Here is a 20,946-nt window from a genome sequence, read left to right on the forward strand (position 1 = left end):
TCGGTGCGGTCGTAGCCGATGCCGAGACGCTTGAAGCGCGGCACCCAGGAGATGGTTCGCTAGGACCTTTCTTCGTGGGCCTGCGATAAGGGGTGGCTTGTGATGCAGGCCCTCCTGTGTCGCTCGGTTCAAAATGGTGAGAGCGAAGGGAGACGACCATTGGTCCTTGCTGAGATTGTGCGTGTCGAGCTGGTAGACCCGTGGTGGCAGCAACTGCTTCCCCTCGCGGCTTTGGGGATTTCGTTATTTAGCGTCGTGCTGACCATGGTGTTCCGCTACGGCGAACGAGTGCGAGTCCGAGTAACAGCGCACAAGATCGTTCCTCACCAGTCCCGACGTTCCGGTGACCTCAGAGTGTCAGTGCGAAATCTCAGCCGCGGGATCAGTACCAGCGCGACGGGCGTCACCATGCTCGTGGAAAGTCGTATCGAGGGGAGGAAGGACGTGCAACGCATACCCACAGGAGCGGAGAACCAGCCTCCCCGCCTTTTATCCCCGGGTGAACAGGTCGACGTTTCCTTTGGTTGGACCGGTGTACTCCACGCACTACGCGAACACGATCGAGTCGTAGAGTCGATTCGCTTTGAAGTGAACACAACGCATGGTCCTCGTACGAGCAAGCATGATCGCCAGCTCATGCGAGATCTCTATGCCGACCTAGATCCGGTCCTCACGCCGGGTAGATGACTTGCAGTTAAAACTGGTCTAGAGGCTACGTCCGCCGTCACGGCGGGCGGTGTCGGCAGCTCGTCGGGCCGCTGCGGCCTTACTTTCCTGACGGCGAGCCTCTTGCTCGGGGCGTCGAGTGGCCGCGTATCGCTTGGCGAGCTCCGCTTGCTTCTGCTCTATCCCGGAGGTGTGCTGGCGGCGGTTGGAGTCGTTCTGGGCGTTCTGGGCGTTCTCGGACACGGCGGGTTCCTTCGGCTGAGTGGCCGGCGTGGGGGACGCCGGCGCATGGGGGGCAGCTGCATCGGTGGTCGAGGTGGCCTGTTGGGTTTGGGCCCGGTGCTGGGCCACTACGTGAGCGATCAGCTCCTCCCTGGTCAGCACCTTCCGGGGTTCCTCGGCTACCGGGGCCGTGGCAGCCTCGGTGACGGCCGCCTCCCGGGCCTGCGGGGCCGGCAACGGATCGGCGGCCTGCGCACGGGTGGCGCGCAGCGCCTCCACGGCCTCCTGGGCTTCGGCCGGGGTGGTGCGCACCCGCTCGGCCACGTGCGCCTCATCGGCGGCCTGGCGGATCTGCTCAGGCGTCTGGGGTGCCGCGGTGGTGAGCGCGGAGTGCTTGTGCAGCGCGGTGGCGCGTGTCATGAGTGCGGCCGCCACCGGGTCCTGGTGGTGGGTCTGGGGGATCAGTGCGGTTTCGTGGGCGGGGATGTTGTACCGGTTGCGGTACGCCTCGACCTCGGCGGCGACTTGGTGCCACTCGGCGGCCTTGGCGGGTTTGGTCGGCACCGGCCCCAACGCCGCAGCCCACTCCGGGCGGGTCTCGGCCAGCTCGGCACCGCGCACCATGACGCGCTCCTCCATGCGGGTGCGCAGCCGCACCAGCTGCTCCCGATATTGGGCCGGCACCTGCGGGTCGGTGATCAGCGCGGTGGGGGCCAGGTCCTCGCTCACCCGGCGCCGGTCCGCCACGGGGACCGGTGCCGGGGTCCTAGCGGCCACCGCGCGCACCTGTTGCTCGGCGGCGATCGCCTCACCGATCGACACGCCCGTGTCAGCGCGGGGGCGCTCCCCACGGGCGATCTGCTCCACCGCCGTCTGCTCCAGGGACAGCCCCGCCCGGCGCTCTTGCTCGGCGCCCATCGTGCGGGCGGTCCAGTCCAGGTGCAGCGATGTAGTGGACTCCCACAGCTCCGGGGGCAGGGCCAGGTTCTCGGCCTCGGCACTGGCCTTCGCCGCAGCCAGATGGGCCGAGGGCACGAGCGCGTAGGGGTGGGCCGCCCACTGTGGGTCCTCGACTGTGGGCTGGGTCTGGGCGGCACGCGCACGCTCGGCCAGCCGCTCCAGGTGCTCGTCGGTGAGGTTGCCCAGGGGCCGGCGGTCGGTGTTGTCGATGATCCGTTGGGCGTCCTCGATCTGGTGCTCCAGCCGCCACGCGAGCACCGCAGCGGGGTCCTCGGCCCCGCCAAAGCCGCGCTGATTGACTGCCTTCGCAAGCAACGCGGCCGGGTCCATGCCCTGCTGCTGGACAGTGTGCAGGTGCGTGGCCACCGCGCCCCACGCCTCGGCGCTGGTGAAGTCCGCGGCCTTGTCCGAGCCCAGGACCTCCACGGCCATCGTGCGGGTCTTGGCCGCCCAAGCGGCGTCAGCGGTCTCCCGGTAAACCTCGCCCAACGTGGCGACGTCGCCGGCGCGCATGGCCTCGGCGGCTACCGTTTCGTGGGCGTTCAGGTTCCGGTCGTAGGCGCCGGCGATGCTCTCCAGCACCTCGTCCCGGCTCTGACCCTCGCTCAGGGCGACGTAGAGCTGGTTGGTTTCGCGTCCGCGGGTGGCGGCCACGTAGGCGGCGGCCCGGGCGGTGGCGGAGTCCACGATGGCGTGGGCGGTGTCCACGGTCGCGCCCTGGGCGCGGTGCACGGTGGCCGCGTATCCGAGCTGGCCATGCTTGGCCAGGTACTCGGCGTCCAGGGTGATCTTGCCGCCGTGGCCGGTGTGGCGCAGCGTGGCGGTGTCGGCCCCGATCTTCTCAACGGTCCACACGTCGTTGTTCTTCACGAAGTCGCGGCCGCCGTTGAGCTGCAAGGTCCGGTCGTTGCGGCGGGTCACCACGACGTCCCCGGTATGCGCCGTGAGACCGTCGCGCAGCACCACGGATTCGCCGCTGGCATCGAGGGCTCCGGTGGCGATCCGTGCCGCCTGAGCCCGGGCATTCAGATCATTCACGGTGGTGTTGTCGGTGGCGATCAGCAGGGACCGCTTGCCCGCTTCGGTGTCCGTGATCCAGGCCCGCAGGGCGGTGTCGGTCATGGCCTCGGCGTCCCCGGCGACCACCCGGCGGTTCTCCAGATACCAAGCCCACGGGACGTCGGCCCCGGCCGCCGGCGACTCGCGCAGCGCCAGCGACGCGGCAGCCTCCCCCTCGGTGCGGAAGCGATGGACAGCTTCCAGGCGAGTCGCTCCCACCTCGTTGTCCAGCAGGCGCAGCGCCCCGCCGGAGCCGATCGCCCCGAGCTGTCGGTCATCGCCAATGGCGCGCACCACGGCCCCGTGCCGGGCCGCCACACCCACGAGCTCGGCCAGCTTCGGGGTGGTCACCATACCCACCTCATCGACGATCACCACGTCCCCGGCGTGCAGCTGAGCAGCCCCCGTGCGCCCGGTGCGGTGGGCAATCAAGAAGGCGTCAATCGTCGTGGCCTGCGCCCCAATGTCATCCGACATGACGGCAGCAGCAGCAGCCGTGGGGGCCAAGCCGACAACGTTGCCGCCGGTCGCCCGAACAGCATCAGCGGCCAGGGCCAGGCTCGTGGTCTTACCGGCACCGGCCGGTCCAATACCCAAGGAGAGCAGCTTCTCATCCGTGGCGAAGGCACGGGCCAGGGCCACCTGCCCCTCGCTGAGCGGGCCGGCATGGGCGGCCAGCACCTCGTCAAAGGTCTGGGTGGACACGGCCGGGATGACGGTGCGCTGGGCAGCGGCGAGCACCTGGTGCTCGGTCTCCAAGACCTCGCGGGAGGTGTACACCTGGGCGTCGGAGCGCACGAACTGGCTGGTGCCATCGGCACGGGTGAACTCCGCAAGGTGCGGCACATCGGCCTGCGGGGTGACGGACAGGCTGTGTGTTGTGGTGGCTTCCTTGACGACTTCGGCCACCAGCTCATCGGGCACGGTGCGCCCGATCATGGTCTCTTTCAGGTGCCGGCGGGTCTGGGCCTGGACGTGGTTCACACTCCAGGTCGCCCGCTTTTGGGACAGCTCGTGCACCACCAGACGGGCGTGCTCGGCCACGTCGATCTGGGTGGCATCGGGGCCGGTCGGCATCCCGGTGGCGGCGGCCCGCACGTGGGTTAGCAGGTCGTCTCCGACCGGCATCTGCATCTGCTGCCCGTACTCCTGGCCCCACTGCTCGACCAGCTCGGACAGGCGTCGGGCGGACTTCTTCGCCGGTCTCGACTCCAGGGTGGCTTGCTGGGCCAGGGCGATCTTCTGCTTGGCGTTGGGGGCGTAGCCGTGGCGGTCGGTGAACTCCGCGTGCAGCCGATCAAGGGTCCCGGCAATGTCAGCCCGGCGGGAGGAGGCGTGGTGGATGGCGTCCAGGTCCACCCCGGCAATCTCATAGATCGGCTCGTTCCCACCGGCCATGCGCGGGACGGCAGCGACACCCAGGGACGCGGTGACCTTCTCCATCACCTTGGCGTTGTAGGTCTCCGAGGCGGCCACATTCGTCCGGTACAAGGTGCGCCCGTCCAGCGAGGACCACTTCCCATCCGCGCCCAAAACCTTGTTGGCGATCACCACGTGATCGTGCAGCTGAGGGTCCCCATTCCGGGAGTCGTAGTGACGGAACTGGGTGGCCACCAACCCGCCCTCGACGTCGATCTGCCGCACCCCGTTGCGCCCACGCCGGGTGTACGTCCCCTCCTGCTCCAGGAAGTTTAGGGTTTCCGCGATGGCCTCGTTGTGCGCCGTCTCGACCGCTTTGCGGGCCTCGTCGCCGCCCAGGGCCCAGAGCAAGGAGACGGACTTAGCGGGGGAGAACACCAGGTCATACCCGGCCACGGTCTGCTGCTTCGGGGTGGTCTGAGCCGTGATGAACCGGCCCAGCTCCTCCTTGTTCCGCACGTCGCGCCCGTGGGTCTCACGGAACAACTGGCCACCGACGCGACCGCGAATGGCTTGGCGTTCCTCGCGGGTTGGGGCCGTCCCGGTGGTGCGTTCGTGCCGGGCGATCTCCTCCTCCAGGCGCCGGGTCAGCTCCGTGTCAGCACTGGCATAGCGGTGGTACTTCTGCCCCAGGGCCACGTCGGCCTCGGTGCCGCCGGCGGCAAGGATACGGTCCGCGTCCGGGCGGATGCCCTCCCCGAACAGGGCCGCCATCTGCGCCTCGGTGACCTCCCCAGAAACCCCCAACAGGGCCTCTGAATGAGCGACCCACTGCCCCGGGGGCATGCCCTCGACGGTGTAGTAGTCGCCCAGCTCGCGGCCCTCCGCGCGCAGCTCATCAGCCGAGGCGACCTCGCTGGTGTAGTAGGCATAGCCGTCCCCAGCGCTGAGCTTGTGGACGGTCATCACAGAAGCAATCTATCGCGTTTTCATCCTCATTTATCAATGATGCATGAGGTGTGACGTTCTGATAGGGCGTGGAGGTTCGATGCGAGCTTGCGAGTCATCGGGTCGAAGCGACCCAGAATGTCCGTCACGAACGTGACGCGGTTGTGCCCACGAGATGGTGGGTGTGGACAGGGGATGCCAAGGGAGGACGAGGAACGAGGACGAACCGCAGAGCATCAGCTGTCCACACCCACCATCGATTGGGTGCAAGCGAAATCAGGTTGTCCACATGTGCTGTTCGTGTGGGCAACCTGCACGAGGTGTGCTGGGGGCTGTGGGTCCGGTGGAGAGACCGGAGGATGAATCTCGGAAGCGGTCCACAGCCCCCACCACAGCTCAGAGCACTGCCGCCGGTTAGGGGCCCTTTCTCGCACCGCCGGTTCGGCCGGCGGAACGGGTCGGTGTGGAGAAGTTGGTCTATAACCGTTAGGCCGGGGTTGGTGTTCAATGGGAGGGAATGGTGTTGCTGATGTGAAGGAGTGGTGATGGCGCAGCGTAAGAGTGCGACGAAGACCGAGGCGCGGGAGCGTGCCCGCCGGGCGGCCGCGGAGTCGATGGCGCGGGAGCAGCGGTTGTTGGAGCTGGGTGAGGAGTTCTTCGTCGCTCAGGGCGAGGCCGAGCAGATCATGGAGACGGCCGAGCAGCGTATTGCGGAGGTCCGAGCCAAAGCCGAGCAGGAAGCGGCTCAGGCTAAGGAAGCGCAGGCCAGTGTGGTGGTGCGCATGAAGGGTGAGCGGGTGGCGGTCTCCGATATCGCTCAGCGATTGGAGCTGTCAGCAGCCGCGGTGCGCGCCCTCTTGAAGGACAACGCGGGTGACGACTCTGCGACGCCGAAGGACGCCGGTTCCGCCGACGTGACGACTCCAGTCGACAGTGAGCTGGAGCGAGAGACCGTCGACGCTTAGACCCTGCCCGGTGACTCTTCAGGTCACTCTGCGGGCAGGACTGTCTCGCGAGTGGTCACCCACCGGTACTGAGTCGCCTGCAAGTCCTCATCAGCTGGGTCCCATGGACTCACGGTGAACCGTGCGCCCTGATCGTCGATCTCACCGTCCTGAGTGAACCGCAGGCCGCTAAGGATGCCCATGATGCACTCACCCGGGTGGCGCCGAGCGTGTTCGACTTCCCCGCTGGTCACGATCACGGACGCACCATTGGACTGCGTGCCTTTGGCCTCTAGGTAACGGATCTGTCCATTCTTCCGCGCGATGGCGTCGTAAGGGCCGTCGAAGCGAACGTCCTCGACCTCCCACCCACGATCGCGGTAGTAGGCCTCCAGGCGGGACTGGGCGGCGTCTTCCAGTGCCTTTCGCCGCTGAGGGTCCAGGACCCGCCTTTGTCCCCCGGAGTCGGGGTGCTTAGGCTCATCAGCCGCCAGAACCTCATCGAGTTCCGGTGTCGGATGGTAAGTCAGCGCAGCCCGGTTCCGAGGCCGCTCGATACACATGAGGACGTCGCGCACCGGATGGCCCTTTTGCAGCACATACCCCTGGAGAGCTCTACGTCGTTGGCCGTTCTGCTGGAACTCGGGACCGACGTCCTCGACCCCGGTGATGGCGGCCACCAACACGACTCTTCCTTGCCAGGAAAAGGTGGCGATCCGCTCGTCCTCGATACGGTCCCCGAACCGCCAGACTCCTCGGTTGTACTCCCAGACCTCTTCAAGGTGCGCATCAGAAGCCCAGCCCTGCCACGGCCGTCCCGCCCATGACTCCTTCGGATCGAGAACCTTCTGGTCGAACAGCTTGAAGTTGATAGCCATCGGATCTCACTCAGCCTTGTCTCTCGGTGCACATGCAGGACGTGATGGTTCTAGAACAGGGTGGGATGGTCGGGGTCGATGCCGTGCACTAGCTCGCGCACCACGTCCTCGTCCCACCCGTGGGTTTTGAGCTCCTCGCGCAGCTGTCGGGACCGGGCCGAGCGTTCCGCCTTCGACAGCCGGCGCCAGCGGGCGGCGGTGGCCGAGGGCATCCGACCTTTCATGGCCCGGTCAGCCATGTTCTCCGACCGTGTGCCCAGCAGCAGGTGCGTGGAGGGCTCCAGGGAGGCGTGCACGCACAGGGGCACGTCGCACCAGTGCAGCGCGGTCAGCCCCTCGATCGCGGTCAGGCCACCATGGATGGTGGCCAAGGAGAAGCGGTGGGCGGCAACTGCTCTCTGTCCGTTAGGGGTTGTCAACCAGAAGCGGCCGTAGCCGTCATCGCTGATCGCGCCGAGCCACAACCAGCACGACTCGGGCTCCGGGCCTTTCAGGACGTGGGAGTAGAAGCGCTCAACGTCGGATGACTGCACGGCGGGCCTCCGCTTCGTGGACCAGCAGCAACAGCAGGCCCGTGATCACCGCGCCCACTCCGATCGCCGGCCAGGTGTTGTCGTTAATGCCCACCACGTCCCACACCATGAGCAGATACGGGGTGATGGCTACGGTGCCGGCCAGGCGGTGCCGCAGCGCGGACGGCATCGGGATGATGCGCAGCACCCAGTGCGCTATCCCGTGACCGATGCGGTAGTACAACCGCACCCACCACAGCAGATAGGGGATCAGGATGCGGGGCATCAGCGGTCTCCTCTCGGCGCGGGGTCATTATGGGTGGCCGCCAGTGCCTCGGCGTCCCAGACGTCAATCTCGTCTTCGGGTAGCTCCAGACTCACATGCGCCAGGGACTTAATCTCCCCGCGCAGCACCCGTCCCACTGCCCCCTTGGATACCCCGACGCGGCGGTGGATCTTGTAGTGGGACAGCCCCGCCCGGTGCAGCCGGTGGATAGCACGCACCTGCTCGGGGGTGATCGGGGACTTCCGCCCCAGCTGCACCCCGCGGGCCCGGGCGGCCTCCAGCCCGTCCTGGACCCGCTCCACGATCAGCGCGCGTTGGTACTCGGCCATCGCCACGAACACGTTGAGCTGAAAGCGCCCGGCCGAAGTGGTGGTGTCGATGGTGTCGGTAAGACTGCGCAACGCGACTCCGCGGCGGATCAGCTCGTCAATCGTGGTGACCATGTGCACCAGAGACCGGCCCAGCCGGTCCAAGGAGTACAGCACCAGGGTGTCCCCCTCCCGAGCCTCGGCCATAAGCGCGGCCAGGCCCGGGCGCTCTGCCTGGGTGCCGCTGATCTTGTCGGTGAAGACCAGCTCAGCTGGCACTCCGGCATCGGTGAGTGCGCGCAGCTGCACATCGAGGTTCTGGGAGATGGTGGACACTCGGGCGTAGCCAAGCAGCCGGCCGTGTTGACTCGAATCTAGGCTGTTGTGAGCTTTTTGAGTCATCGCGTATCGAGCCCTGGATTTCGAGTCGGGATTTTGGAAGCTGTGGCCGGCCCTCGTCGGCGGGCCGGCCACTATGGATTCCGAGCCAGGGACCGGTAGAGCGTGGAACGGTCGATACCCAGCTGACGGGCCACCTGGGCCTTGGGCACCCCGGTATCGACCAGCTCACGAGCGGTGTCCAGTTGCTCGGTGGTGAGCTTGCGGGCTCTGCCTTGATAGACCCCCCGGGCCTTGGCGGCACGGATGCCCTCGGCCTGCCGTTCCCTGGTGATCGCCCGCTCCAGCTGGGCGAAGGAGGCCATGATGTTCAGCTGGAACTCCGCGAACGGGTCCGCATCACCGGGTTGGAAGGTGACCCGCTCGTGGACGAACTCCACCACCACGCCCTTGGCCACCAGCTCCCCCACGATCTGATTCAGATCCACGACCGAGCGGGCCAGCCGATCCATCGAGGAGACCACGACCGTATCCCCGGCCCGGGAGTAGCCGATCAGGTCCGCCAAGGCCGTGCGCCCCTCACGCTTGGCCCCGGACTGCTTCTCCTCGAACACCCTGCTCACCTCGCCCAGGGCGGTGAGCTGCCGGGTGAGGTTCTGGTCGGTGCTCGATACTCGGGCGTACCCGATTCGCTGCCCTGCATGTTGCGCCATGTTTAGAGCTTTGCACATATCTGGGGCAAAGGTCAGAAAATGACCCTAACGCCACGTGAAACGATAGATGCCAGCACTGTTGCACTGGGGTATACCCAACGGAACACCGCGGGCGATGAGTTGACGGACGCATGGGGCTTCTGTGTGCGCGTCCGCACCGAAACCGGGCAGGGACTGGGCATACGAGCCTCTGGGTCCAGTTAGCTTTTCGCTGGAGCTATGGACCCACCGGGCGGTCGTGGCTATGCTCTTTCTCGGGTGGTTTCTGGACCTCCCTTCTCCGAGTCTGAGTGCCCACGCTACGAGGACGCCGAGGACAACAGTTGCTGATCCAGATGCCAGTGCCTTTCGGATAGAGATCTCTCTCATACCAATGGGCTTGTGCGCGTGGGGTTATCAAGTCCCGGAATTGAGATTGAGATGACGTCCAATAACCGCACAAACAACCGCGCAGTGCAGCAGGATGCCCGCGCCTGGAAAGACTTCACAGGGTGCAATTACACAGCCGCACTGCGTCAGATGGAGTCACCCTTGGCGCAGGGTTTCCTTGGTGAAAGGGTCAGCGCACGACAGCTGATTTCGACTCTCGAAGATCACGCACTGATCGGTGCCGACGGCGGCGAGTTCGTCCTCGGCGACGTTGGGTTCTACGCGGACAAGCCGTTCAGCTTTAACGGCGAGACCGACTACATTCAGCTTGCCTTGCTCGTTGACGTGCTTCGCATGTTCAGCCCAACTGAAGGGCCCGCTACGCCGGAAGTGGGTAGCTACACGCTCAAACACACTGCGGAGAAGTTCCTTCCCGCCCCTTACTCGTACGTGACCAATGGTCGCCTGATCTGGGCTGCAGCTGCGCTGGGACTCCCCATCGCCGAGTACGACAGCGATGGCGGCCCGAACTTATTGATCGGCATACCCGACCGCGAGCACAGCTACGTGCGAGGGATGGTCGATAAGGGGATGAATCAGCCACAGGCACACCACTACCGCCCGCCTGGATTCACCTACTTGGAGGACGCGCTCCGGCGATGTGCTGCGGGTGAGCCTGTCGAGGGGCACTGGGTCAGGCCCGCTCCCGTGGAAGTATCAGCCCCGTTCCATGACTGGTTGGTGGCGCAGGCTGATCGGGACGACCCGATCGGTGATTTCGCCAGTGACTACGTAGCAGGTGTACGGAGCAGTCAGCACCGATTCACTCCCACGCCCGATGACCTGTTGACCCTCCTCACCGAGGTTTCTCGCTCTTCTGAGGCGTACGAAGCGGCGCGGACCGCAATCGGGGAATGGCTTGAAACCACTTCACCGTCAACGGGCGTCCGCACTCAGAGCATCAGCGAGGCGTCCGAAGCTGTTGGAGGATTCGGTGCTGGCGCAGGCACTACGGATCGCGTTAAGTTCCGGTGTCCCTGTGGTGACGGGATGATTATCGAAGAGCATGACAACATCCCGGGATTCCGCGATCACAGTGTCTGGCTTGAGTGCGACAAGTGCTTGGCCGAGTGGCGTTTCCTCAGCGGGCGTTCTGCGCGGGACTGGGCCTTGGAACCGGTGCTTTAGACTCCCGCATCAGACCCGAGTCGTGCCAATTTAGTGGGTTGGCCATTCGGTGCCGGTGGCGGTGAGGATCTCGCGGGCGGTGTCGGTCAGCGGATCGGCGGCGACGTGGGGGTGGCCGGCGATGACGACGGTGACCTGTTGCAGCGGGCGTAGAGCCTGGACGATCTTCTTGATGCTCATCCCGGTCTGGTCCTGCAGATGGCGGGCGACGGCCAGGGCGGTGACGACGATGGTGAGGTGGGCTTCGATGGCGTCGCGGTCGTGGTGGAACATGGGCCGGGCTCGCAGGTCGGTCTTGCTCATCCGGAACGAGGCCTCGACCTGCCACAACGAGTGGTAGGAGGCGATCACCTCCGCTGCGGGCATGGTCGTGACGGGCAGGTTGGTGACGTAGCCCTTCAGCCCGGCCAGGCTGCGGGCGCGGGCCAAGGCGTTCTCGTCCAGACTCGTCGAGCCGTTCACCGTCTTCACGAACCGCGGTGTGCAGGCTGGCTTCTCGCCGGCGATGACGGCCTTGGCGCGGTTCTCCTGCAGGGTGAGGGTGGCCCGGTCCCGTGCGGCGCGCTTGGCGGAGTACGCCCATACCGCCCGCCACGACCGTTCGTGCACCGCGGGGTCCCAGACGGGTTCGGCGCGTTTGTTGACGTCGTTGACGGAGGCCGCCTTGGCGGTGGCCACCCGTGGGGTGATGGTGTCGATGATCTGTCCGTCGGCGAAGGCATCCCCGTGCCACCGGAAGTGGGAGGCGAGGTCGCCCGGGGCCTTGGTGACCCGCGAGCCGACGATGAACCGCAACCCGGCCGCATCGAGCTCCTTGAGGTTCGCCGCCGAAAGCATGCCCGCGTCGGCGACCACCACGATGTCGGCCAGGTTGTGGCGTTGCTGGAACTGCTCGATGATCGGCAGGATCGTGGTGGTCTCGGCCTTGTTGCCCTCGAAGCACCCGACCTCCAGGGGAAACCCGGCACGGTCCACGAGCAGCCCCACGACGACTTGGGGGTCCACGCGCCGTTCCTTCGAGTAGCCGACCTTGCGCAGCTCGTCCTCCTGCTCGGCCTCGAAGTAGAGGGTGGTCACGTCGTACAGGACCAGCGACAGGTCCCCGTGACCGGTGGCGTGGGCGAAGCACGCCGCCGCGATCTGGTCGCGGTAGCCGCGTTCCTGGGCGCGGGCCAGGCACCGGATCATCGTGCGCAGCGACGCGTGCGGGACACCGAGCTCGTCCAACACCCGCAGTGAGTCGGCCTTGCTCGTCGGCTCCACGATCCGCGCCAGCACCAGCGCCTTGAACGCCTCATCGCCCAGGGCATCGAACCCCAACTTGGCGTACGCGCTGGTCAGAACATGCCACAGCACCGCGCTGCTCTTGCCGGTGATCACCGACTGTCCCGCCGGCACCGCGCCCGCGCTCAGGTCGAGCTCGCCCTGGCCCGGGTGCATCTTCACCCGGGCGGCCTCCAGCAGCGCGGTCAGCTCGGCGTCGGTGTGCGCTGAGCCCAGGTGCTCCAGGACCTTGTCCCGTCCGCCCTGGCGCTCAGCGATCTGCACCGCCGTCGCTCCCGACGCCGTCCGGACCTTGCACACGAACACCACGACCCGACCCTACTCACACGATTAGTGTGTTGCCGACCCCCACCACAAGACCCTGACCAGCGACAACACCAGCCAAGTCAACCAACACCCCTCAAGTGGCACGAGTCAGGTGATGCATTAAGTGCCCCCAAGCCTTGGGGCCAAGCCACCCTGCGGCAGGCTGAGGCTATGCGGCGTAAGTAAGCAAAAGCCTGTCGTGCACCACTTCATCCTCAAGGGACTGTCCAACCATCTGGAATCGACGAAGCATGGAACGTCCCACAGTGACCGCAGCTTCCGTTTCAAAAAGACCGTCCGGGAAGTGATGCACGACCTCGTACAGTCCCGAACGCTTCGTGCCATCGATTGACAAGGCAACGCGTACACCACGCGACTTGGCCTTATCAATTTCACTAATGAGATCCTCTAGTACGAAGCCCTGTGCCCCATAGAGAATAGTTTGAGTGTCGGTATAGGGCGGGTCACAGTAGATGACGTCTCCTGCCTGCGCTTCTTGGAAGGCTTCCCGGAAATCTAGGTTCCGGAAGGCTGCACCCTTGGTGCGCTCGTGCCACAGTTCAACGTGCTTCGCAAACTTTTCAACTGGCATGGGTGTGTGTGCACCACAAGGCGTGGACATATGTCCGTCTCTGCGCCTGAAGCGGACCACACCGCCATAGCAGGTGCGGGAAAGGAATAGAAGGTCCGCACCATTAGGGTTCGCATTATACGAAGCCTTGACGCGGTCATACGTTTCCTTCTTTGAATCTACGTCAACCACATGCTGACGCCGCTCTCGGTACCATTCCACTACCGTGCCTGTATCACTGGAGAGCATGCTCCATATCTCCATCAGCGGAGCGAGCGCATCTGATCCAAAGGCTCGCTCGGGCGCGAGCGTTCCCAGCACAGCACCAGAACCCAAGAATGGTTCATGGTAAGTGCGCATATCTCCGGGCAAAAGATTTGCAATCTCGTGGGCCATGCGCTGCTTGTTGCCAATCCACTTCAGCAATTGCTTCTTTAAGGGTTGCACCATGTGGATTGGGAGAGTCTCGGTTTCGGGGTACGTCGTCACGAGGACAGCCTACATCGCGCCATGCACTTTTTGCATATCGGTAGTCAGTTGCTTTGCTGTGCCTGTGGACAAGTCGATCTCTTCGCAAAGGCACAGGCAACTTGCCCGGCTGCTGCGGGAGCTGCGCATCCGCACCGGCATGAGCCAAGCCGAAGTTGCCGAGTTAATTGACGAGGATCAGTCCTTCGTTAGTCGGTACGAAGGCGGCCTCCGGCGCCTCGACCTCGTGGAGCTGGAGCAGGTTGCCTTTGCTCTCGGGGTGCCGCTTAGGCAAATCGTTGAACTTTTTGAGGAAATAGAGACCCCATGAGAGCGGATTCACGATTTATCAACCAGCCCTCCACTTTCTGGGCATATGTGCGCATTATCCCAGAAGCTTCAAACTATGCCACGCGTACTACCAAGAAAAGCGGGCCGGGGAAAGTGCGAACCTTTTCCATCGCAGAAATGATTGAAGTGTTGGAGCGACTGGGCCGTTCTTATGAGGCGCTTGGCACGCCTTCTGCCCCATCAGAATTTGGACAACTGCTCTGCGATTACTTCGAGTACAGGGCAGGGGTTATCAATGGCGATATTCGGTCTAATTTGATGGATAAGCACGAAGCTGCTGCTGAATTCAAAAGTGTAGTCAATAGTACGGGTGCGGTATTTGAGGGCGAAGTCTACGGTTCCAGTGCTGGCAAGGGCAGTCCAGAAGTCGCTGTTGGATACAAATACCGCGTGCATGGCACGGAAGTGCGAGTGCCCTTCAATAAGCAGAAGGGGGCAATGAGGCAGCCCGCATTTCTTACGGGTATGGTGAATTTGCTTGTAGCAAATGAACTGGCGGGTGAGGAATTTGAACAGGACCCCCGACGCTTGCCTGTAATTGACCACGATGGAATGCTTTACGCTGCACTTTCCAGGCGCATGGATGGCGCTTACCCCTCAAGCGTCAATCCAATTGCGATTTGGGAACTCAAAGAATACTACTATACAACTACGTTTGGCTCAAAAATCAGCGATGCAGTCTATATTAGCGCCCTCGATGGTTATGAGCGGCTAGAGCTGGAGCTTGCTACCAAAATTAAAATCGAACATCTATTGATCGTGGATGCAAGGGAAACATGGTGGGACAAAGGTAAGTCGTACCTGTGTCGCCTTATCGATATCTTAAATATGGGTCACGTATCTGAGATTCTTTTTGGGCGTGAGGTGGTCGAAAAGATTCCCCAGCTTATGCAGGGGTGGGTCGAAGTTAGGAAGGATGCCGACTCTAGGGAGCCGGCTCTCCCTACTGCGCCTGTGTTGCCGGTTGTCGACTAGGCGGATTGCGCGCAACTTTGAGGCCCCGGGGCAGCGTCGGTTGGGGCGTCTGGTGATGACAAGCCGTGTCCCCTGCCGTTCCTACAGTGGAGGGGTAAGCATCCCCCAGCAGTGAGGCAAGGCATTGTCAAAGATTCAGGAAGTCCACCACGGAGGGCTGACTCCTTCGGCCCTCGGCAAGTTCGTGACTGTGCAGTACCACCACGGCGAGAGTGTTGCGGGCACGCTGGTGAGCTATGAGTACCGGCACGTCTCCACGCACACCAACGTTCGCATTCCCGTCGTGGCGTTCGACATGCTCATCGGTGACCAGCGAATGCACTTTGAGTGCGACCCTCACCACTCCGGCTCATCGCGCGGCCTGGTGACCTTCCAGGTCCGCATGGAAGACGAGTAACACCAGGGCATGAGTAAGAGGTCGCGCGGGTAGGGCGCGGCTTGTCGGGGATGTGACGCAGGCACGGGATATCCGCTTCGATGTGGATTGCCTAGATCTACGTCGTCGCGAGGAGTCCCGTGCCTGCGGTGCCAGCATCCTTCATCGAGCCGCTGTGGGTCCAGTTCCAGGTCCTGATCCCTGCGCGGGTCGACACTCATCCGTTGGGGTGTCACCGGCGGCGGGTACCGGACCGGGTGGTGTTCGACAAGCTCGTGGCCCGGCTCGTGCTGGGCGGCTCCTACCAGGCGCACGCCGACGACCGGGTCTCGGCCACGACCCTGCGGGCCCGCCGCGACGAGTGGATCACCGCGGGTGTGGTCGACCGTCTCGAACAGGCCGCGCTGGAGGCCTACGACACGGTCGTGGGACTGGACCTGCGCGACCTGGTCGTCGACGGCTGCATCGTCAAGGCCCCGTGCGGCGGGGACAACACCGGCAAGTCCCCGGTCGACCGCGCGAAGTCGGGCCTGAAACGTTCGCTGCTTGTCGAGGGCGCCGGCACCCCGATCGGGTGCGAGCTCGCCGGTGCCAACCGGCACGACTCACCGCTGCTGCGCGAGGACCCTGGAGCGGCTGAGCAGGTTCGGGTTCGACCTGCCCGAGACCATCACGGTCCACCTCGACTCCGGCTACGACTCCGCCGTCACGCGCGAGCTGCTCGATGAGCTCGGCTGCACCTGGCAGATCAGCCCGAAGGGTCAGTTCGTCCCGATCAACCACACCCACCGCTGGAAGGTCGAACGCACGAACTCCTGGCACACCCACGGCTTTCGCACCCTGCAGATCGTCACCGATCGCAGCGAAGCGATCCAACGCGCCTGGATCGCGCTGGCCAACGCCATCATCATCGTTCGGCGCCTGATTCGGACCGCCTGGACCACTCACCGCTGGGACACACGACCCCACCGAAGACCCTGACCTACCCGCGCGACCTCTAAGCCCCCGGCCCTTCTCAGGGTTCGGAAGCATTGCCTTGCCCGGTCAGCATCACCCTGTCTCACGAGACACCCGAGTGTCTCGCAACGGTCTTTGAGTACACCAAATTGGCACAACAATTGAAACACATAGTTGTGATACAGATGAGCCCTTGCAAATTAAGGCATCTCACTCGCCGTTGTGTCTTGTGCAAATCCGTCTTCAAAGCCTTGGCATGAGGAGCGGCTTGATGTCACATTGCTCAGCCTGCTTCTAGAATTATCGGTCCTGCGCCTACCCTGGTAAATCACCACGGGGCCCCGGCCTGCCGGCACGGCCCTGCCCTGCCCCAAGCCGGCGCCGCGGGACCATCCCTCACCTGCGAACAGGAACAACACATGACGACCTCTGCCCCTGGAGCCCTGGCCGTCGAGCTGCAACGGGCCTCTCCCACCCAGTGGGTTGCCACCTACTACCCCATGGTGGTCACCCCCGCGGGCCGTTGGGCCGAGGTCACCTGGGATCTGCACCAGCACCTGATGCCCGCCGCTTCTGCCCCGCGGGAGCCGGCACGGTGGCTGGAGGCGTGCAGCTCCGATCCCGATCATCCCTGCTACGCCGGCCACCAGGAGTGGGCCACCGAACTGGCCGCCGGCTACGCAGCCGCACAGGCCGTCCACGACACCGAGGTCATCGAGGAACCCCTCTCGGACCAGGAGGCGCAGTCGCTGCGCGAGGACACGTTCGTCGTCCCGGCCGGACAGCTCTCGGAGTGGGTGCTCGAGGACGAGACCTCGAGCATCGGGAGCTGATCCTGCGCACGGGCCACCCCTTCCCGCCACGCCCGACCACCCCAACCCCTTCTATTCACGACCGCACATTGTTGTTTCAGGTTGTGAACGCGAATACACCCCCGACATTGCCGCACGGGGCGGGGATGAGCATCCTGGATTACCAGGGGGACAGGTGATCTGCATCAGACCATCCTCCAGCTTCGGCCGTGTTGACCGGGCGCACCGTGGTTCCGGGGGGATCCAGGGTGCGAGCCAGATCATGGTCCGCGACGAAGCAGCGCAGGGGCGGGATGGCCGGGGGGCCACCCCGCCCCTGCCACATCTATCCACGATCTCGCAGCGGCGGCAGGCGGATCCGCCCCCCAGAAGACGTCGCTCAGCCCAGCCCCCGACTGACGAGTCATCCCCTCGGTCGGGCGGCGCTCTTGTGAGCGACGTTGATCCCAGGGCAACCATCATCATCGACGTCGCCCCCTGGACTCACTCGGTCATACGCGTCCACCACGGCACGAAGCCTCTAGTCAGCGGCCCTCACGGTGTTTCACGCTGGTGCTGTGGCGGAAAGGCACCCCCACACAGAAAGCCGGACACCATCCCATGTCCGGCTTTCTGCTTTCCCAGCACAGCGAGGGATTCCCCGCCCAGGAGCACGACCGGGTCCTGCCCTTGACCCATCAGCTCTCCCATCCGGTGGTCCTGCGTAGCACCGCCACCGCAGCACCGGCAGTCCAACGCGCTACTCACCCATGGTCCGAGGCGGTCGAGCAACCAATGCAGAAGCTCAAGACGGACGTCGGGAACACCGACGTCGGTGCGGAGGGGATCATCGCCACTAACGCCCATGACCGTGGGCAGAGCCCAGCCAGCTGGGGATGCCCATCCGGCTGAGCCCGGACAGTCAAGGGGTGTGGTGAGGAGTCAGCCTGTCGGATCAGGGTCGGCTTCGGCGGCGGTGACCGGCCCGGCGGTCACCGACTCCGGAGGCCTCGGTGGGAGGTGGCGGTAGAGGGTGGTGCGGGTGATGCCAGTCTTGGCCACGATCTCCGCCATGGTGTGCCCGGACTCGCGCAGATGGGCTGCGTAGGCCAGCTTGTCCGGATCCACCACCGAAGGCCGCCCGATCCGCCGGCCCTTGGCCGTGGCCACCGACCGGGCATGAGCGGCCCGCTCGAGGGTGTAGGTCCGTTCCATCTGCCCGAACAGCGCCAGCAGCACCACCGCCAGCTGCGCCATCGGATCGTTCGGGTTAGTGGAGTCCACCTTGATCGGATCCGCCAGGTTGCGCACCCCCACCCCCCGCTCGGCCAGATCGTGGATCAGGTTCAGGGTGTCGCGCACGGTGCGCCCGAGCCGGTCCAGGGTGTGCACCACGATCACGTCGCCCTTCCGGGCGTAGGCCAGGGCCGCGGACAGACCGGGACGGTCCGTGGTGGCCCCGGACTTCTTGTCCACATAGATCCGCTCGGGCGCGATCCCGACCTGCCGAAGGGCATCGATCTGCCGATCGAGGTCCTGCTTGGCCGTCGAGACCCGCGCGTAGCCCAATTCCATGCGCCCAGCGTACCGGAAGTCGAATCCGTACGGCCCAACCGGTTCATGACTTTTGGTCCAAGCTTTGGTACAGGAAACGCCGATCATGCACACTGAGCAAGGATCTCCACGCGGGTTGTCCCACTACCAAGGAAATGGGACGGTCGCCCCGAGCGTGACGAGACGTCTCGCATCCCTTGCCTTCAAAGACACCAACTATGAGCTAGGCGTGACTGTCTGGAAATTGCGTGCAATGGTTACGATGAAGTTTGCCGCTGTTAGTTACACGCCATAGGGGGAACGATGCCGTTCGAGGTGTTCGGCAAGAGAATGACTCCGCTGGCCAAGGCACCAAGCGTGACGATCCAGAAGCGCGGAGTCATCTCGCTGAATAAGGCCGCCCACGATCTGATCGGCAACGCCGAGACAGTGGAGCTGCTCTTCGACCGCGACCGCCAGGTCATGGCAGTGCGCGCCACCGATGACTCCTCCCCGCACGCCTACGTGGTCCGGAACGGATCCAAACGCGGGCCCGGGCAGGCAATCGTCTCGGCCACCGCCTTCACCGCCCACTACGGCATCGACACCACCGCCACCCGGCGTTGGAAGCCGTTCGTGGAAGACGACATGCTCTGCGTGGACCTCACCACCGAAGGCACCGTGATCACCGGCAACCGCACCAAGCCCACGGCACCGGTTCAAGACGTCGAGGCAGCAGATCCCGTGGACGACATCGACGCCGTCGCCGCCCAGGACAACCCGACCGGCGATGACACCACCGACGACTCCTGACCACCCGTACGCCAGCACAACCCTGTTCTACGACCCCCTCACTGATAAGGAACCCACACCCATGGCCCAGAAAGTCCAAGTGCACCTCGAGGACGACCTCGACGGCGGCCCCGCCGACGACACCATCACCTTCGCCCTGGACGGCAAGGACTACGAGATCGACCTGTCCACCACCAACGCCGAAAAGCTGCGCGAGGCGCTGCGCCCCTTCGCGCAAGCCGGCCGCAAGACCACCCGCAGCAGCGGCCCCCGCGCCACCCGCAGCCGTAGGTCGGGTAGCGACCCGGACACCGCGAAGATCCGGGCCTGGGCCAAGGGCAACGGCTATGAGGTCTCAGACCGCGGCCGCATCCACCAAACCGTCAAGGACGCCTACTACGCCGCCCACTGAATCGGCAGCGTCTAACTCACAACCTTCGACTAAAAGACAATAAAAGGGTGCTCAACTTTGAGGTTGACCCCCTTCGGTGGACGTCCTTGATGGTCAGGCCTGGTGCCTGGCAGGGAGGATGTTCCTGTGGGAGCCAAACGGAAGAGGTACACGCCCGCGTACCGGCGTGATGCCGCGCATCTGGTGATCGACACCGGGCGCCCGATCGTCCACGTGGCGAAGGAGATCGGTGTCGGAGAAGCTCTGCTGGGTCGTTGGGTCGCGATCGAGAGGGCCAAGATGGACGACCCGCCCTCAGCACTGGATACCGATGAGCGGGCAGAGCTGGAGCGGTTGCGCCGTGAGGTGGCCGAGCTGCGGATGGACCGGGAGTTCCTGAAAAAAGCAGCCGCCTTCTTCGCGACCGAGAACCAGAACCGGTGAGGATGTTCGAGCTCATCGACGCGGAGAAGGCCGACTACGAGATCACCCGCATGGCCGAGCTGCTCGAGGTGTCCCGGTCGGGCTACTACGCCTGGCTGGCACGTCGCGAGGGGCCGCCGGGTCCCTCGGCTGTGCGACGGGCCCAGCTGGGCCAGAAGGTGCTGGCCGCCCACACGGCCTCCGACGGGGTCAACGGTGCGCCGCGGATCCTGGCCGACCTGCGCGCTGTCGGGGAGGTGGTCTCGCGCAAGACGGTCGCGAAACTCATGCGCGCCCACGGCATCGCCGGCATCAGCCCGGCCACCTGGCACCCGGTGACCACGGTCGCAGACGAGTCCGCGCACACGATCCCCGATCTGGTGGAGCGCGACTTCGATCGCGGCCGCCTCGATGCGGTGTGGACCTCGGACATCACCTATTTGCCCACCGATCAGGGATGGCTGTACTTGTGTGCGGTCCGCGACGGCTGCTCGCGGCGGGTGCTGGGCTGGGCGGTCGATGACCACCTGCGCACTGAGCTGGTCGAGACCGCGCTGCGCCGGGCAGTGACCCTGCGCCGGTGTGACACCACCGGAGTGATCTTCCACGCCGATCGCGGCTGCCAGTACACCTCCGCCCGGCTGGCCGAGGTCGCCGCCGAGCTGGACGTCAGGATCTCGGTCGGGCGGACCGGGGTGTGCTGGGACAACGCGCAGATCGAATCGTTCTGGTCGACGTTGAAGACCGAGTACTACCACCGGCGGAGATTCACGACCAAGGCCGCCGCCAAGCGCGGCGTCGGCGCCTGGATCGAGGCTACCTACAACCGGACCCGACGGCACTCGTCACTGGGCATGCTCAGCCCGGTAGCCTTCGAGCACCAGCTCATGAACCCCGCGGCAGAAGCCGCATAACTCGATGTCCACGAAACGGGGTCAACCCCAACTTGTACAACTGAGGTGGTTGTTAGGAAAGCT

General features: G+C 64.8%; 18 protein-coding genes and 1 pseudogene. 10 read left to right on the plus strand and 9 right to left on the minus strand.

The window, feature by feature from the left end; all coding sequences use genetic code 11:
- Positions 1-705 precede the first annotated feature (705 nt).
- Positions 706-5,232 carry a MobF family relaxase gene (gene mobF, locus AYX06_RS18885; RefSeq protein ID WP_062737477.1) on the minus strand — a complete coding sequence of 1,509 codons (4,527 nt, stop codon included), beginning with the start codon at positions 5,230-5,232 and terminating at the stop codon, positions 706-708.
- Positions 5,233-5,759: 527 nt separating this feature from the next.
- Between mobF and AYX06_RS18890 the strand changes: the two genes are divergently transcribed.
- Positions 5,760-6,179, plus strand: coding sequence for a hypothetical protein (locus AYX06_RS18890; RefSeq protein WP_062737478.1), 420 nt, complete (start codon positions 5,760-5,762; stop codon positions 6,177-6,179).
- Between the two features lie 23 nt (positions 6,180-6,202).
- On the opposite strand, the gene AYX06_RS18895 is transcribed toward AYX06_RS18890, so the two are convergent.
- The 5 genes from AYX06_RS18895 to AYX06_RS18915 form a co-directional block, all read right to left on the minus strand.
- Positions 6,203-7,036 (minus strand): protein NO VEIN domain-containing protein, encoded by an 834-nt coding sequence (locus tag AYX06_RS18895; RefSeq protein ID WP_062737479.1) that lies wholly within the window; start codon positions 7,034-7,036, stop codon positions 6,203-6,205.
- A 50-nt stretch (positions 7,037-7,086) separates the two neighbouring features.
- Positions 7,087-7,569, minus strand: a complete 483-nt coding sequence (locus tag AYX06_RS18900; RefSeq protein ID WP_062737480.1) for a hypothetical protein — start codon at positions 7,567-7,569, stop codon at positions 7,087-7,089.
- Positions 7,550-7,834, minus strand: a complete 285-nt coding sequence (locus AYX06_RS18905) for a hypothetical protein (RefSeq protein WP_062737481.1) — start codon at positions 7,832-7,834, stop codon at positions 7,550-7,552. Before AYX06_RS18905 ends, AYX06_RS18900 begins: the two co-directional genes overlap by 20 nt.
- Entirely contained in the window at positions 7,834-8,478 is a 645-nt protein-coding gene (locus AYX06_RS18910; protein ID WP_186815700.1) for a recombinase family protein, read from the minus strand. The genes AYX06_RS18905 and AYX06_RS18910 overlap by 1 nt, the downstream gene beginning before the upstream one ends.
- A 137-nt stretch (positions 8,479-8,615) precedes the next feature.
- Positions 8,616-9,194: a recombinase family protein gene (locus tag AYX06_RS18915; RefSeq protein ID WP_062737482.1), complete on the minus strand. Its 579-nt coding sequence runs from the start codon at positions 9,192-9,194 to the stop codon at positions 8,616-8,618.
- A 420-nt stretch (positions 9,195-9,614) separates the two neighbouring features.
- Between AYX06_RS18915 and AYX06_RS20670 the strand changes: the two genes are divergently transcribed.
- Positions 9,615-10,751: a hypothetical protein gene (locus AYX06_RS20670; protein WP_222596087.1), complete on the plus strand. Its 1,137-nt coding sequence runs from the start codon at positions 9,615-9,617 to the stop codon at positions 10,749-10,751.
- 30 nt (positions 10,752-10,781) lie between these two features.
- On the opposite strand, the gene AYX06_RS18925 is transcribed toward AYX06_RS20670, so the two are convergent.
- Together AYX06_RS18925 and AYX06_RS19570 are read right to left on the minus strand one after the other, a co-directional pair.
- Entirely contained in the window at positions 10,782-12,344 is a 1,563-nt protein-coding gene (locus AYX06_RS18925) for an IS1634 family transposase (protein WP_232319493.1), read from the minus strand.
- 166 nt (positions 12,345-12,510) lie between these two features.
- Positions 12,511-13,401: a DNA adenine methylase gene (locus AYX06_RS19570; protein ID WP_222596088.1), complete on the minus strand. Its 891-nt coding sequence runs from the start codon at positions 13,399-13,401 to the stop codon at positions 12,511-12,513.
- A 64-nt stretch (positions 13,402-13,465) separates the two neighbouring features.
- On the opposite strand from AYX06_RS19570, the gene AYX06_RS18930 reads away from it, so the two are divergent.
- From AYX06_RS18930 to AYX06_RS18945, 5 genes and pseudogenes are all read left to right on the plus strand, one after another.
- Positions 13,466-13,711 (plus strand): helix-turn-helix domain-containing protein, encoded by a 246-nt coding sequence (locus AYX06_RS18930; RefSeq protein WP_062737484.1) that lies wholly within the window; start codon positions 13,466-13,468, stop codon positions 13,709-13,711.
- On the plus strand, positions 13,708-14,706 hold the full coding sequence (locus AYX06_RS20060) for a DUF7687 domain-containing protein (protein WP_147017916.1): 999 nt from the start codon (positions 13,708-13,710) through the stop codon (positions 14,704-14,706). Before AYX06_RS18930 ends, AYX06_RS20060 begins: the two co-directional genes overlap by 4 nt.
- A 190-nt stretch (positions 14,707-14,896) precedes the next feature.
- Positions 14,897-15,103, plus strand: a complete 207-nt coding sequence (locus AYX06_RS18935) for a hypothetical protein (protein ID WP_147017918.1) — start codon at positions 14,897-14,899, stop codon at positions 15,101-15,103.
- 119 nt (positions 15,104-15,222) lie between these two features.
- Positions 15,223-16,063 (plus strand): annotated as a pseudogene (locus tag AYX06_RS18940) (IS5 family transposase).
- A 395-nt stretch (positions 16,064-16,458) separates the two neighbouring features.
- Positions 16,459-16,872 carry a hypothetical protein gene (locus AYX06_RS18945; RefSeq protein ID WP_062737486.1) on the plus strand — a complete coding sequence of 138 codons (414 nt, stop codon included), beginning with the start codon at positions 16,459-16,461 and terminating at the stop codon, positions 16,870-16,872.
- A 900-nt stretch (positions 16,873-17,772) separates the two neighbouring features.
- Here AYX06_RS18945 and AYX06_RS18955 read toward each other — a convergent pair.
- Positions 17,773-18,405 carry a recombinase family protein gene (locus AYX06_RS18955; RefSeq protein ID WP_062737488.1) on the minus strand — a complete coding sequence of 211 codons (633 nt, stop codon included), beginning with the start codon at positions 18,403-18,405 and terminating at the stop codon, positions 17,773-17,775.
- A gap of 336 nt (positions 18,406-18,741) precedes the next feature.
- Here AYX06_RS18955 and AYX06_RS20065 point away from each other — a divergent pair, with 336 nt between their 5' ends.
- The 3 genes from AYX06_RS20065 (at position 18,742) to AYX06_RS18975 (ending at position 20,883) form a co-directional block, all read left to right on the plus strand.
- Positions 18,742-19,176 carry a hypothetical protein gene (locus AYX06_RS20065; protein WP_062737489.1) on the plus strand — a complete coding sequence of 145 codons (435 nt, stop codon included), beginning with the start codon at positions 18,742-18,744 and terminating at the stop codon, positions 19,174-19,176.
- A gap of 61 nt (positions 19,177-19,237) precedes the next feature.
- Entirely contained in the window at positions 19,238-19,567 is a 330-nt protein-coding gene (locus AYX06_RS18965; RefSeq protein ID WP_062737490.1) for a histone-like nucleoid-structuring protein Lsr2, read from the plus strand.
- Positions 19,568-19,693: 126 nt separating this feature from the next.
- A protein-coding gene (locus AYX06_RS18975) for an IS3 family transposase (RefSeq protein ID WP_136341198.1) occupies positions 19,694-20,883 on the plus strand; the annotation gives its coding sequence in 2 pieces (ribosomal slippage) (positions 19,694-19,946 and positions 19,946-20,883; 1,191 coding nt in all).
- Positions 20,884-20,946: the final 63 nt, after the last annotated feature.

This window comes from Kocuria turfanensis (genome assembly GCF_001580365.1).
Taxonomy (GTDB): Bacteria; Actinomycetota; Actinomycetes; order Actinomycetales; family Micrococcaceae; genus Kocuria; species Kocuria turfanensis.

Bases quoted from the DNA above. Each gene is read 5' to 3' on its own strand.
- mobF (WP_062737477.1), bottom strand. From the start codon at position 5,232: ATGACCGTCCACAAGCTCAGCGCTGGGGACGGCTATGCCTACTACACC.
- AYX06_RS18890 (WP_062737478.1), top strand. From the start codon at position 5,760: ATGGCGCAGCGTAAGAGTGCGACGAAGACCGAGGCGCGGGAGCGTGCC.
- AYX06_RS18895 (WP_062737479.1), bottom strand. From the start codon at position 7,036: ATGGCTATCAACTTCAAGCTGTTCGACCAGAAGGTTCTCGATCCGAAG.
- AYX06_RS18905 (WP_062737481.1), bottom strand. From the start codon at position 7,834: ATGCCCCGCATCCTGATCCCCTATCTGCTGTGGTGGGTGCGGTTGTAC.
- AYX06_RS18915 (WP_062737482.1), bottom strand. From the start codon at position 9,194: ATGGCGCAACATGCAGGGCAGCGAATCGGGTACGCCCGAGTATCGAGC.
- AYX06_RS20670 (WP_222596087.1), top strand. From the start codon at position 9,615: ATGACGTCCAATAACCGCACAAACAACCGCGCAGTGCAGCAGGATGCC.
- AYX06_RS20060 (WP_147017916.1), top strand. From the start codon at position 13,708: ATGAGAGCGGATTCACGATTTATCAACCAGCCCTCCACTTTCTGGGCA.
- AYX06_RS18945 (WP_062737486.1), top strand. From the start codon at position 16,459: ATGACGACCTCTGCCCCTGGAGCCCTGGCCGTCGAGCTGCAACGGGCC.
- AYX06_RS18955 (WP_062737488.1), bottom strand. From the start codon at position 18,405: ATGGAATTGGGCTACGCGCGGGTCTCGACGGCCAAGCAGGACCTCGAT.
- AYX06_RS18965 (WP_062737490.1), top strand. From the start codon at position 19,238: ATGGCCCAGAAAGTCCAAGTGCACCTCGAGGACGACCTCGACGGCGGC.